Origin of the sequence: Exiguobacterium sp. s5 (assembly GCF_018618075.1) — a bacterium.
GTDB lineage: Bacteria > Bacillota > Bacilli > Exiguobacteriales > Exiguobacteriaceae > Exiguobacterium > Exiguobacterium mexicanum_A.
Genome location: NZ_JACSLK010000001.1, coordinates 765,651 through 779,304, shown reverse-complemented (window position 1 = coordinate 779,304; position 13,654 = coordinate 765,651). Strand labels below are relative to the sequence as shown.

12 protein-coding genes are annotated in these 13,654 nt (G+C 51.1%); 1 reads left to right on the top strand and 11 read right to left on the bottom strand.

Annotation, left to right across the window (positions count from 1 at the left end; translation table 11 throughout):
• Positions 1 to 109: 109 nt before the first annotated feature.
• The 8 genes from KNP60_RS04055 to KNP60_RS04020 form a co-directional block, all read right to left on the bottom strand.
• Positions 110 to 784 carry a DUF975 family protein gene (locus tag KNP60_RS04055; RefSeq protein WP_034778418.1) on the bottom strand — a complete coding sequence of 225 codons (675 nt, stop codon included), beginning with the start codon at positions 782 to 784 and terminating at the stop codon, positions 110 to 112.
• Positions 785 to 887: 103 nt separating this feature from the next.
• On the bottom strand, positions 888 to 1,193 hold the full coding sequence (locus KNP60_RS04050; RefSeq protein ID WP_214752998.1) for a hypothetical protein: 306 nt from the start codon (positions 1,191 to 1,193) through the stop codon (positions 888 to 890).
• Between the two features lie 156 nt (positions 1,194 to 1,349).
• Positions 1,350 to 1,730 (bottom strand): YutD family protein, encoded by a 381-nt coding sequence (locus KNP60_RS04045; protein WP_021065508.1) that lies wholly within the window; start codon positions 1,728 to 1,730, stop codon positions 1,350 to 1,352.
• Between the two features lie 48 nt (positions 1,731 to 1,778).
• Complete coding sequence (locus tag KNP60_RS04040) at positions 1,779 to 3,119, bottom strand: bifunctional metallophosphatase/5'-nucleotidase (protein ID WP_251131310.1); 1,341 nt, start codon at positions 3,117 to 3,119, stop codon at positions 1,779 to 1,781.
• 14 nt (positions 3,120 to 3,133) lie between these two features.
• Positions 3,134 to 3,979, bottom strand: a complete 846-nt coding sequence (locus tag KNP60_RS04035) for a DUF72 domain-containing protein (RefSeq protein ID WP_214796983.1) — start codon at positions 3,977 to 3,979, stop codon at positions 3,134 to 3,136.
• A gap of 17 nt (positions 3,980 to 3,996) precedes the next feature.
• Positions 3,997 to 5,178, bottom strand: a complete 1,182-nt coding sequence (locus tag KNP60_RS04030; RefSeq protein WP_214796982.1) for an MFS transporter — start codon at positions 5,176 to 5,178, stop codon at positions 3,997 to 3,999.
• A 114-nt stretch (positions 5,179 to 5,292) separates the two neighbouring features.
• On the bottom strand, positions 5,293 to 6,612 hold the full coding sequence (gene brnQ, locus KNP60_RS04025) for a branched-chain amino acid transport system II carrier protein (RefSeq protein WP_034778429.1): 1,320 nt from the start codon (positions 6,610 to 6,612) through the stop codon (positions 5,293 to 5,295).
• A 241-nt stretch (positions 6,613 to 6,853) separates the two neighbouring features.
• Positions 6,854 to 7,126, bottom strand: a complete 273-nt coding sequence (locus tag KNP60_RS04020; protein WP_214752996.1) for an acylphosphatase — start codon at positions 7,124 to 7,126, stop codon at positions 6,854 to 6,856.
• Positions 7,127 to 7,237: 111 nt separating this feature from the next.
• On the opposite strand from KNP60_RS04020, the gene KNP60_RS04015 reads away from it, so the two are divergent.
• Entirely contained in the window at positions 7,238 to 8,602 is a 1,365-nt protein-coding gene (locus KNP60_RS04015; protein WP_251128278.1) for an alanine/glycine:cation symporter family protein, read from the top strand.
• A gap of 36 nt (positions 8,603 to 8,638) precedes the next feature.
• Here KNP60_RS04015 and KNP60_RS04010 read toward each other — a convergent pair whose 3' ends face one another.
• The 3 genes from KNP60_RS04010 to KNP60_RS04000 are packed head-to-tail and all read right to left on the bottom strand — an operon-like array spanning position 8,639 to position 13,566.
• A complete protein-coding gene (locus KNP60_RS04010) occupies positions 8,639 to 9,604 on the bottom strand; it encodes an L-lactate dehydrogenase (RefSeq protein WP_214796981.1) in 966 nt (321 codons plus the stop codon).
• Between the two features lie 21 nt (positions 9,605 to 9,625).
• Positions 9,626 to 12,220, bottom strand: a complete 2,595-nt coding sequence (locus tag KNP60_RS04005) for a polynucleotide kinase-phosphatase (protein WP_214796980.1) — start codon at positions 12,218 to 12,220, stop codon at positions 9,626 to 9,628.
• Entirely contained in the window at positions 12,220 to 13,566 is a 1,347-nt protein-coding gene (locus KNP60_RS04000; RefSeq protein WP_214752990.1) for a 3' terminal RNA ribose 2'-O-methyltransferase Hen1, read from the bottom strand. The genes KNP60_RS04005 and KNP60_RS04000 overlap by 1 nt, the downstream gene beginning before the upstream one ends.
• Positions 13,567 to 13,654 lie beyond the last annotated feature (88 nt).

Genomic DNA, 13,654 nt, shown 5'->3' with positions numbered 1-13,654 from the left:
AAACGGCTTGAGCCCTGTCGAATACAGGTCTCAAGCCGCCTAGGCTGGTTTTCATTATTTGTCCTGTCTACTTGACAGGGAGCACTTCACGATGAGCGGAGGTTTTCGTTTAGAATCCTTGTTCGAAATCCGTTCCGGCATGGTTCGTCTGTGGTCGTTCCGCTTGACGAATCGAGTCGTAGAACGTCGCGTACGTCGTCGTGAAGTACGGGTAGACGTACAAGAAACCGATTCCGAGCGTAAACACCCCGACGAAGAACCAACCGATGAACGAGAGGACGAGTTTGAACGCGTCCATCTTATGCCCATCCATCATGCGGCGTGATTCCGTGATCGCCTCAAGGGCCGATAGTTCCGGTTGGTCCCGTAAAATGTAGTACGTCAGTGAGTACGAGAACCCTTTGATGATTCCCGGGATCACGAGGAGCAACGTCCATAAGAAAATGAACAATCCCATGAAGAACGGGGCGAGCACGTGCTTGACGTAGCCCGTTTTAAATGGCTCGAACAACTTTGAGACGCCTGGCCGCTCGCCGCGTGAAACGGAAAGGACGAGCCACGCCCAGCCGATCGTGAGAGGTGCAATCAACAAAGTGAGAAGAAGCGACAAGAACGTAAGTCCCGTGTCAGCCGCTGTCGGTATCGCCTCTGGGTCTACAGGGACAGGCGGCGCGAACGATTGTGGAATCCCGTTCAAGACGACGAATAAAATTAATAGCCCGGCCATCAGCCAACGCTTTCCGGTTAACATTTTTTGTGCATGTTGTTTTAACTGTGCAGTCATTTTTCATCATCCTTTTTGTGAGGTCTTTCCTAAGTGTACGTCATCGCCCCCAGAAAAGTTTCAAAAAACCACGAAAAAAGGGAAAAGGTTTTTCCCCTCCCCCTCAATACATCACATTGCCCATGAAAAACTGTGACATCGATAAAATAAATAAGAGCACACCTGTGGCCACTGCCGCCAACGAAATGATTTTAAATAGACGGCTTCTCAGAAACGCCTGACGATATTCAAAGCGGCGGATCAGCAATACGTGGACAACCTCATAGAGAAGGACTGCGGCCGTGAAGTAAAACGTCATGATACTCCCGAACCCGAAGAACAACATCGCAAGTAAGCCCAGACCGAAGTTATGAATTCGGTTGTGGACGTCATCGCGGTCACCGACGGTCGCCGTTTGTACGTGTTGCATACTTCCACCTCACTTCCAAAACCCGAACAGAAACAATTGCTATAAATATAAGTTATCACAATTTTCCCACCCCTAAACCTGTCACACCGTCTTTTCACCTAAAAGAAACATTTGGAAAATAAATGTAACAAAAAAAGCGCTGATGTCATCAGCGCGTCATGTGCCGGTCGAAGGTTCAGCTTCTTCCGACTTATTGAATTTGCGTTTCAGTTTGAGCGGTTGTTTCGTGCCGCCGAAGACCGGACCGTCTTCCGCCTCATCGATTTCCGTCTCTTTCTTGAGCACGAAGAACGGGCACCCAAAGTTACAGTATTCATACACGTAATCCATCACATGGTCGATCCGGTTGTCATATGTCGCAAACTTGGATTTCGTCTCATAAAATCCTTTCAACCGAAGTTGTCCGTGACCCCAGTCCCCGACGATATAATCATACTTATCGAGCACGTCGCTATAGCGTGCGATGAATGCCTCCTCGTCAAAACCGTCCCGCTTTTCTTCGATGACGGTATAGCCGTGGCGATTCACTCTAATCATGTTTCACACCTCCACTCTCCTATCATATCATGCCGACCGGCCCCGCCCCTATCCTTTTCGGATGGCATTATGGCGTGTCACAATCGTTTCCCGCAACACATCACGGAGCAGTTCTGGCATGAAGTAACGCTTTGTCTGGTCGGCCAAGTAAGGAAGGAGCGGTCCGAACGTGAACATGTCGACCGTGGCGACGCGATACGTCTCATCGAGCTCGACTTCCTGACCGTGGACGTAATAGCGACCATGCCTCAACTCGAGACCGTGGACAATCGGGGCACCAAGCACCGTTCCGCGAAATCCGAGGCCACGGACATGCATCGTCGTGAACGCTTCTTCTTGGACATCGTTTAAAAAACGGATCAGCGTGGCTCCGTCCAGCGAGAGCAGACAAGGATTGATCGGATGCGGACAGATGCGGTGAAGCATATTGAGCGTGACGTGCCCCGGCAATAACCCTTCCAATAGGACGCCTGCCGGGATCACGCTCACTTCAGCGTCACACCAGTCCGCCAGCCCGCCTGCCAACAGTTCACCGAGGGCAGATGGACCGAACCAGTCGCTCGGATAACCCGGCGTGTCAGCGATGGTCACGTCGAGCAGCCGCTCGGCTTGGCTGTATTCTTCTTGTAAGGTCGAAACCGTCGCTTCATCTGTCTCTCGTTCCGTTAAGTCATGCAAACTGGCCCGCTTCTCGATGACTCGGTTCCCATCGAGGGTGAGTTCCACTTCCCCGACGTATTGCCCGTATTTGCCGGCCTGGGCGATCAAGACACCGTTCGTGACGACCCCATCATCGAGCACGTGATGGGTATGGGCCCCGAGGATGACATCGATTTCCGGAAATGCTTCGGCGAGCCGCTCATCTGCATAAAAACCGAGGTGGCTGAGGGCGATGACGATATCACAGTCTCGGAGTGTTTCAAGCGCACGTTTCGTCGCCTCATGTGGCGCTTCGATGGCCCAACCGAGTTCCGGATAAAGTTCTTCATACGGTGCCGTCACACCGAATAGCCCGATGCGGAGTCCGTCTCGTTCGACAACGAGCGTCTCCGTCGCCCAATCGGGTCTTGTGCCATCCGCATGATAGATGTTCGCGAGCAACACCGGAAACTCCGCTTCTTCGTATAGATGGGCGAGCCAGTCATGCGGGAACGTGATACCTTCGTTGTTCCCAATCGTGACCGCCGTCGGTTGGACGCGATTGAGCAGGCGGACGTTCACTTGTCCCCGCGTCACTTCCGTCGCCGGATGGGTCCGGTCGGCATGGTCGCCGAGATCGAAGACGAGCGTCTCTTCTGTCCGGTGCTCGTTCAAAAACGAGACGAGACGCGGCCAGTTATGAAATTTCGAATGTAAGTCATTATAATGATACATCGTGATCGTTCTCAAGACGATTCCCCTTCCTAGAACAGGCTGATTTGGCTCGGGGCGAGCTCATATTCGGCACCGAGGATCTCGATCAACCGTTTGGCGTTCGGTACCGCGTCTCCGGCCGAGTTGTTGTTGAAGTAGACGTACACCGACTTCGCCGCTGCGTCGACTTGTTTGAGCGCCGCCGCGATCTCTTGCAGTTCGTCTTCACTGTAACGATACAGACAACGTACATGACGCCACTCTTGGCTCGTCATTCCTGGTTTTCTAAGCCAGCCAGCCGTGTTACGGCCGTGTAAGCGCACGACAGCCACTTCCGGATTGGTCACGACCGGCACAAATGGGATGCTGCTCTCTTTCGTCTGCGGCTCATCACAGATCGTGTTGATGAACCGAAGTTCTGTCAAGAAAGCGAGCGTCCGCTCCCGGAACGCCTCGGAGAACCAAGTCGGGTTGCGGAACTCGATCGCGATGTCATAATCCTTCAACTCGTCGCGAATCGTCCGCAAATAATCGAGATGAGGCTTTGAGACGTCAAACCACGGCGGCAGCTGGACGAGCACGGCCCGGAGTTTTCCGGCCTGCTTCAACGGTTCGACCGAGGTCCGGTACCGTTCGAACAGTTCGGCGAGCGGTAATTTCGGTTCGCGGTCATGTCCGCTCATTTCCCTGGAAACTTTGACGACGAACTGGAACGTTTCCGGTGTCTCCTGGTTCCACTTCTCATAGTTCTTCACAGGTTGAATCGCATAAAACGAGGAATCGATCTCGACGGTCGGAAAATGCCCCGCGTAGGTCGACAGTTTATGTTTACGTTCTTCCGGGTTCGTATAGAGCAAATCGTGGTCGCCCCATCCCGTCACACCGACATAAATCATCATGTTCCCTCCTTACATCATTGTTCGAACGTGGCCGTCGCTTTCCGCTTCGACCAGTTCAACGTTCCGGCGAACGTCACGAGCAACAGGACGAGTCCCATCACGAACGGATAGCGCATATCGATATCAAACGCGATCCCGGCGAGCGTCGGGCCGACGATATTGCCGATGCTCATGTAGGCGTTGTTCATTCCCATCGCAAACCCTTGTTCCTTATCGGCCATCTTCGACACGAGCGTATTCAATACCGGTCGTAAAATCGACGTCGACAAGAAGATAATCAACGTGACGGCGAAGAAAATCGCGTAAGACCCGGCGAACAGCGAGAACAAGAAGCCGAGCGCGGCGAGCATGATGAAGATGAGCACGACTTTGATCTCACCGAGCAATGAAACGAGACGGTCGACGGCGAACAGCTGCACGATGACGCTGACGATGCCTGTCCCGGTGATCATGACCGCGATTTGTTGCGGTGTCGCGCTGAACGTCTCACTGACGAACAAGCCGAGGACAGATTCATACGCCATCAGACCGAACGCCATGACCAAGTTGATGACGAGCACGAAGAAATACGGCTTCCGTGTCGACGACACGAGTTGGCGCGGCAACGACTCGCTCTCGCTCGTTTGAACGTATGGCTCTCGATCCGGTTCCTTCAATAGAATGATCGACGAGATGACGGCGACGAACGAGACGATCGCCGACAAGAGAAGCGGCGCCTTCAAACCAAACTCAGCGAAGAAACCACCGATCCCCGGTCCGATAACGATCCCGAGCGACATTGCCGCGGAAATATAACTGTTCCCTTTCGCCCGTTGCTTGAGCGTGGTGATGTCGGCCACGTAGGCGAAAATCGCCGGAATCAATAGCGCGGCCCCGACGCCGCCGATCGCCCGTGAAATCAAGAGGACGCTCAGGTTGTCAGATAAGTAAAAGACGCCCATCGAGACGGTAAAACCGATCAGACCTAAAATAATCATCAGACGGCGCCCGTAAACATCCGCCCATTTCCCGGCGATCGGCGACATGAGCAACTGGGCCCCTGCGAAGACTGAGATCATGAGACCGGCAGCAGTGCCGCCTTCTCCGATCATCTTCAAATAATCAGGAATGATCGGAATGATGATCCCGAATCCTGCTACAGCGATGAACATGTTCAACATGAGAATCGCCAATTGTTTCTTTTGTTTAGTCGTCAATGTATGTCACTTCCTTTTCATCCTTTCATTTTACTTGTTGATGAATGGAATGAGCAAACGATAAGACAGCAAAACACCCATCCTTGACCAGAGGATGGGTGTTCGTTCACTTGCTTATGAGATGCGTGATTGAGCGAGTGATTGATTGGAACGTTGTTTCGGTAAGAAAAGCGTGATCACATACACGATCAACGTTGGAACCGCCCAGGCGAGCCCGATCTCAGCCATCGGCAAGTTCGTGATCCATTCGGTTGCAGCAGACGGCGCCAAACCGTGTGTCGTCTCAAAGAGCGAGAGCACGAGGGCCGTATACACTGTCGCCTTCATGGCGACGTGAGGGTTGCGTTGAATCCGTTCCGTGATCGACACGAGAACGAGTGCGATCATGACCGGGTACAAGAGCGTGAGAAGCGGTACCGCGATTTGAATCAACGTACCGAGTCCGACGAGTGAGATGAGATAGCCGAACAACGTCGTCGCGATAACGACCTGATAATACTTGAGTGATTCGAACGTGTTGCTGATGAAGCGTGAGAACTCAGTGATGAGTCCGACTGCTGTCGTCAAACAAGCGAGGAAGACTGCTGCCCCAAGGGCGAGCATTCCGACTTGTCCGAATGAAGAACCGGCGAACGCTTGAAGCAAGCTTGCGCCATCTGTCGTCCCCGTTTGACCCGTCATATTCGCTCCGATCGATCCGAGCGAGATATAGACGAGCATCAAACATGTGACGGCAAGTAAGCCTGACGAGCGGAGAAGCGAAGACGCTTCTTTTTGGTCTGTCATACCGTTCGCTTTGAGCGTGACGAGCACGATGGCACCGAAGACGAGTGCGCCGAAGACGTCCATCGTCAAGTAACCTTGTTTGAAACCTTCCCCGAGCGCACCGATCCATGTCTCATATCCTTCTGCTGGTGCGACCGGCTTCCCGAGTGGAGCCACGAGGTTCGTGATTCCGATTGCCGCAAGCAAGAGCAAGAGGATTGGTGTGATGATGCGTCCGATGATTTCAATCAATTTTTGAGCGCGTAACGTCAAGAAGAACGTTAATCCGAAGAAGACAGTTGAACTGATTGCGAGCGTGAGCGTAGATGGCGCACCGAGGAACGGTACGACTCCCATCTCATACGTGACGGCTGCCGTCCGAGGAATCCCGAAGAACGGCCCGATTGCCACGTACATTAATCCCGTCAAGACGAGAGCAAGACGCTTCGGAATATACCGAGCGATTTGGTCAGACCCACCGCCGACCCGCGCGACTGCGAAGAGCGCGAGTAATGGTAGCCCGACGCCGGTAATGACGAAGCCGACTAGGGCTGGGACGAGGTTCTGTCCTGCCATCGCACCTAGCATCGGTGGGAACAGCAAGTTCCCGGCCCCGAAGAATAATGCGAAAATCGTGAACGCTAACGGGAATAATGTCGATTTTTTCATACAACTACCTCCACATACATGTAATACCTTCCGTGTTACCCAATGAATCAAATGACTAAATTTTCTGACAATAAAGCGCTTGGTCTATTTCATTATACACACTTTCATTTTTTTGACCACCCTATCCTTAAAAATGATGTTTATTTTTTTGAAATGTGGATTTTTCATATGGAACCGTTCCCTCATTTTACAAATTATCGGCGAGTAAATGAGGAAGGATTGCTCTTTATGAGAGAAATGGTCAATAACGGATATCGAATTTCCGGAAGGATTCGATCGTCGCCTCTTCGGCTTCGATGCGTTCGACCCCGACAAAACGATTGCCGTCATATAAAGCACGTTTATAAGATTCGAGTCTCTCCGCGTCTCCTTCGATTCGAAGTTCGACCGTCCCGTCATTCAAGTTCCGAACCCAACCCGTGATGCCGTATTCAAGCGCTGTCGCTTGAGCGAAGTAGCGGAAACCGACCCCTTGGACACGACCCGATACGATGAGATGTTGTGCTTGTTTCATGCATGTATTCCTCCTTGTATGTGAAATAACAGGTTTAATGACGCTGTAGTTAGGAAACAATATTTAAGTAAAATAATGGATAGGAGTGGTGATGTGGAACAACTTGTGAATATGGTGACGACGTTTTCGGATTGGCTATGGGGAGTGCCAATCATCTCATTACTTGTCTTGTCTGGACTTTATTTGACGATTCGTTTAGGGTTCTTCCAATTCCGATACCCGCTATACATATTGCAACAAACGTTAGGCAGTGTCTTTAAAAAACCAAAAGGCGAAGGCGACATCAGTCCTCGCCAAGCACTCACGTCGGCCTTGTCGTCGACGATCGGTGCTGCCAATATCATCGGGGTACCGGCTGCCATCATGTTCGGTGGTCCCGGTGCCATCTTCTGGATGTGGGTCATCGCCGTCGTCGGGATGGCCATCAAGTTCTCGGAGAGCGTCCTCGCTGTCCGTTACCGCGAGAAAAACGAGGCCGGGGAATTTGTCGGCGGTCCCGTCTACTATATGGCCAAAGGATTGAAGTTGAAATGGCTCGCTTCTTGGTTCGCCTTCGCCCTCATGATTGAACTCATCCCGAGTATCATGGTCCAAGGGAACGCCGTCAGTTCGGCCGTCCGCGAGACGTTCGACGGCAATACGCTCGTGACCGGACTCATCGTCGCGGGCCTCGTCGCGCTCGTCGTCTTCGGCGGCGTGAAGCGGATCGCCAAAGTGACGGAGGTCATCGTCCCGGCGATGGCGCTCGTCTATGTCGGTGCCGGGTTCATCATCGTCTTGATGAACTTCTCGCAAATCCCGGAAGTACTCGGGCTCATCTTCTCGTACGCATTCCAACCGATGGCTGCCCTTGGCGGTTTCGCCGGTGCCGCGATTGCCGAGACGATTCGTTGGGGCTTCGCCCGCGGTCTGTATTCGAACGAGGCTGGACTCGGGACGGCACCGATCGCCCACGCGGCCGCCCAAACGGATCATCCGGTCCGTCAAGGCTTCTGGGCCGTGATCGGGATTGTCATCGATACGCTCATCATCTGTAGCACGACGGCGTTCGTCGTCTTGTCTTCCGGTGTATGGACAGAGGCCGGCGCCATGAACGACCCGGCCGCTCTGACGACGATCGCATTCCAACAGTACTTCGGTTACACGGGTAGCCTGCTCGTCACGATCTCGCTCATCTTCTTCGTCTTGTCGACGATCATCGTCATCATCTTTTACGGGTCGCGCCAAGCCGAGTACTTGTTCGGGTTGAAGGCCGGATTCTTGATGAAAGTCGTCTATATCGCCTCGATCGTCATCGGTGCGATCGGCGGCGCCCAAATGATTTGGAACTTCCTCGACTTCATGCTCGCGATGATCCTCATCCCGAACATGATTGCCGTCTTGATGTTGAGCGGTGAAGTGAAGCGCTTGACGACTGAGTTCTTCACGTCCGAGAAATATTATAAGAAAGACGTCGCCGAGAAGAAGGCTTCGTAACGACAAACCCGGCTGCAATCGCAGCCGGGCCTTTTTTTATGAACTCGATTCAATCTTGTCGATCGCTTGACGAATCCGTCCGACCGAGGCGTCGAATTGTTGTTGTTCCTCGTCCGTCAGTTCGATCTCGACGATTTGGCGGATACCGGTCCGATCGATCAAGGCCGGTACGCCGATATGGAGCCCAGAGGCACCGTATTCTCCGTCGAGATGAGCACCGATCGTCACGACGGAGTTCTCGTTCCGGACGATGGCGCGGACGATCCGGAGGAGCCCGAGCCCAATCGCGTAGTACGCCGCGCTCTTATATTCGATAATTTGATTCGCCGCATCGCGGACCCCTTGATAGATGGCGTCCAAATCTTCTTGGCGGTACGATTCATTCTCCTCAAGTAACTGCTTCATCGACTTCCCGTAAATGCGGGCATTGTCCCAGGCGACGAATCCTCCGGCGCCATGCTCGCCCATGTAATAGACGTGGCAGTTCCGTGATGACAAGTCGAAGTACTCACCGACTTTATAACGAAGACGGGCCGTGTCAAGCACCGTACCTGAACCGATGACGCGGTGCTTTGGCAAGCCGGACGCCTTCCAGGCGACGTGCGCCATGACGTTAACCGGGTTCGTCGCAACGACGATGATGCCGTCGAACCCGCTCGCCATGATTTGTTTCGTGACGTCACGGACGACGACCGCGTTTTGTTCGGCCAGGTCCATCTGGGTCTGACCGAGCTTTTGAGCGGCACCGGCCGTGATGACGACGAGATCGGCGTCACGGCAGTCCGAGTAGTCCCCTGCCCAAATGCGGACTGGGCTCGGCGCGAACGAGATGCCGTGGTTGAGGTCCATCGCCTCCCCTTCGGCCTTGGCGTGGTTCGAGTCGATCAAGACGAGCTCTTCACAGAGCGCCGCCATCGACAGTTGATAGGCGAAACTGATACCGACCCAGCCGGCGCCGACGACGGCGATGCGGGTGATGTCTTTTGGATCAATCGTTTCCATTCAATCATTCCTCCCTAATCTTTATAGTCTTGGATCAACTGGCTCGGCTTCCATCGCAAGTGTCGCCAGAACGCATTCATGATACCTTTCGAGCGATTCTCGCTCCACAAAACGTTTCACACCTTCTATCCCAAGTGCAAATTCACGCAAGGCGAGCTTTTGTTTCTTCGAGACGTTCCGTTTTTTTAATCGCTTCAAGTTGTTAGGTTCTAAATAATCCATTCCATAGATGATGGATAAGTACTTCCGACCACGTACTTTGATCGCAGGTTGAATCAGTTTCCCTTCAACTTGCGTCAAAAACCGCTCTGGTTTGATGACGATTCCCTCGTGACCGTCTTCAGTCATCGTTTTCCACCATTCAATCACATCAGTTTCAGTCTCGGCATCTTCAATGATTCTATAATCGGTCGCTAAAAACAGTTCATCCATTTCTGAAAATCTCTGATTCATGGTCATATGCCATTCATGCGTCTTATCAAAAAACGTTTCTTCGCTATGTGCCAACACATGGAAAGGTGCAATCTTAATCGCGTTAAGATCTTCAACGTCCCAACAATACGTTTGAAACGCCTGTTTAAATGTCTCGGCTTGTTCCAGCTTTTGACTCACTTCTCTATACCATTCACGAACGCCATCCACGCGGTCTACAGCTGACTCGAGCGAACGTTTTAATTGCTCTCGATCGAGTAACGCTTGCTCAGCGACGTGAGCATACTGATGACGAATCAACTCTCTCGCTTTCAAATTCCAAGGCAGGATTTCGGCATCAAGTAAGACAAACTCTGTTTGATGCGACGCGAAGTAATCGTTTGATGTCAACGACTGATGAAGTCGCGTAACGACTTCAAGCTCTTGCTCAGATTCAAAGAACCGTCTACCTGAACGCGTATAAATGATCCCCTTCGTTCGTCGGCCAATCGCTTGCTCTGCAGCATCCTCATTCTTAAATAGAAGTAGAATTGCACGACTCCCCATATGCTTTTTCTCAGCGATCAGTCGCGTAATCCCAAGTTCTCGATAATAGGCAATCGCTTCGTTTGGGTGCTCGAGATAACCCTCCTCAGCAGCTGGCTTCGGTGTCGGGCTCATCGTCGGTGGAATGTAAACCAACTCTTCAAGCGGGACGGTATGATGTGATACGAGATCAATGGACGGTAATGCTGTTTCTTTCGAGACCTTTACTGCACCGATGGCTTCCGTTTCTACCGTATAGCCATTCATAAACTTCCCGATATTTGGTGGGTCTAATCGTTTCGCTTCTAGCATCGCGAGCGGATTGTCATCGACTTGTGCATAATCTTGCTTTGCTTCCACTTGAACGATGGTTTGTTCCGGATAACGAAATGCCGTCAAGCGCCCACCAAAAACCACACCTTGATCGATATTAATGGTTTGATTGAGACGTAGTGGACGTGGACGCGGATCGTGTCCCCAAATGATTAACTTGTTCGAGCGATGATGCACCGTCCAATCTTTTCGAATCGGCTTACCTGCGTCATCAAATCCATCATTGTCACCGTAGCGACAAAAATCACTAATCTCTCGAGAGGACTTACCAATGAACTCGTCTCGAATACCGGCATGGACACAGACTGCTGTCGGAATATCGTGCTTGGTCAGAACATAGTGAGAGGGTGCATGTTTTAGCAGGCGCTTCATTGAAGACTTTAACGCCTCCGTTAATTCTGCGCCATTCTCCTCTTCGAATGCATGGAGTTCTTCCACAAATAGCTCATCCCCATGCTTCATCGTAACGTTTCGTCCTTCGAGCCAGCGCAACACTTTCCAGCCATGATTACTATCAATCATTTTCGCAACACCCGCTTCGACGTGCCGAATGAAGAACAAAATGGTGTCAAGTGACTTCGGACCGCGACTCGTAATATCTCCAAGTGACAAGAAGGTGCGTCCTTCTGGATGTACGTATAACCCTTCTTCGTTTTGGATGTATCCTAAGCGTCCGAGCAACTCGATGAACTCATCGAAACATCCGTGAATGTCCCCAATCACATCAATCCCATGATCCGCCGATATATGGAGAGGATTATTCATTTGGCGCACAAGTTCGACTTTCTCAACGTCTGCAACGATGTGAAGTTGGTCGAATCCTTCGCGTTTCATCGAGCGCTTTTCCCGATTGAACACTTGAACTTGTTGTTTTACACGTCGCCCCCCACGAGGGAAATCGCGTTGTTGATCACGCTCAAGTAATGTGTGTTGTTCGACGTCTAAGACTAGCGCGTAGATAGGTTGATGCAACCGTCGTGCCAATTCGATATAAGTTTTACGGTCAGACGCATAGAGGTGTGTCGCGTCGATTATCGTCAGTTTATTGAGTCGCGCCCTTGCTTCGATGAGTGAAGTCATCAGCGCAAACGCCTCTGTGGATATGTCTTGATACGCTTCATAAAGCGTGTCAGCTTCGTCCGGCGGATGTCCTTTCCAATCGATATGCTCGACATCCCCGACAAGTTTCCGGTAATCATCCGAACTGACGACTTCGCTCGGACGAATCGTTTCGTCTTCGATTAATTGTTTGAGCCATGTCGACTTTCCGCTATTAGACGGTCCGACCAATAATACAATTCCCGCATAAGGAAGTTGAATCCGCATTATAACACCTGCTTTCTTGTAAACTCGGCGAGTTGAGTCGGCTCTCCAAACGTCGGATGGTTTTCGCCTATCCCACTGAACGTACACGAGTAACCGAACAGCGCTGCTTGCGTCTCACAAAAAGACATGAACTCTGACCTCGTCCACTCGAAGCGGTGATCCGGGTGTCGATATGACGAATCGAGCCCATACACCTTGTTATACTCTCGATTTGGTGTCGTCACGAAGAGTGACTTCGGTCGGTACGTATCGAGAAGTGTGGCCATCATCTTAGGAATACGATCTTCATCGATATGTTCGATGACCTCACAAAGAATGAAGACGTCCGCTCCGCGTAATCGGTCATCCACATAAAACAGCGAACCGAACATCGACACCGGTTGATTAAATGTTTTATCTTCGGCATTTTTTTCATAACGTTTTAATGCCTTGAGTCGCTCACGCTCAGACGGTTCGACCGCATAAATCAGTTCAATCCCAGGCACAAAACCAAGTTTGCTCGCAAGCTTCCCTTCTCCGGCACCCATATCAATGACGACACGACGCTCTGGTAAGGCGCTCACTTTTCCGATGATTGCCTCATAACGCAGGTCGTTCAACCGCTGGTGATCCGCTTTTTGTACTTTAGCTACCGGCTCCTCTTCTAAGAGACGATATACGTCTTTGAAGCGCAATGCTTGTTTCAAAATATATGTACGTTGTGGATGAGAATCTAACCATCCTTCCCCGTAACGTTTGAGTTTTTCAATTTCTTTCTCATCGATAAAATAATGCTTATAATTGTCCATGACAGGAATCAAAACATACAATTGTCGCAATGCCGATTGAAGTGTCGTCATGCCTGACAATTGTAGCATTCGGGCAGAGTGTTTCTTCGTTAAATCTAAATCGTCGGTTGTCTCGCTATAGACGAACTCCACCTGATAACCGAGTGGTTCGAACAACTCACGAATGGCTCCATCACTTAATGCACTCGCAATCGGCCCAACAGAAATGTGTAACGGAAACGAATGATTGACCCATTCCGCATATTCTGGTTTTGGTTTACCGTTGAGCGCCGTGCCGAGGGCCGTTCGTAATAACGAGCAAAAAATACTGCTGACGGCAAATTCTCGGTCATTTATGTATGAAGTAATATCGTATTGGCCAGCATTGTTACGTGAAAGTTCGATTGGGTCGGGCGTTACGAAAAATGTGACGTCTACATGTTCAGCCTCAAAGCGGTTAAAGAACATCCGGACGAGATGACCGTTTTCAGTGCGTTCATATATATTGTTTGGATTTTTAGCAAGCAAATAGGACAAGACTTCTACGTGTTCGCCTGTAGCTCGGATGGAGAGTTGCATGGCTTCACCTGACTTTCTTTGAATGTATGTGTTCAATTTTATTCAAATATACCATATTTTTGAATCCTCTCGTACTCGCCATATGCTA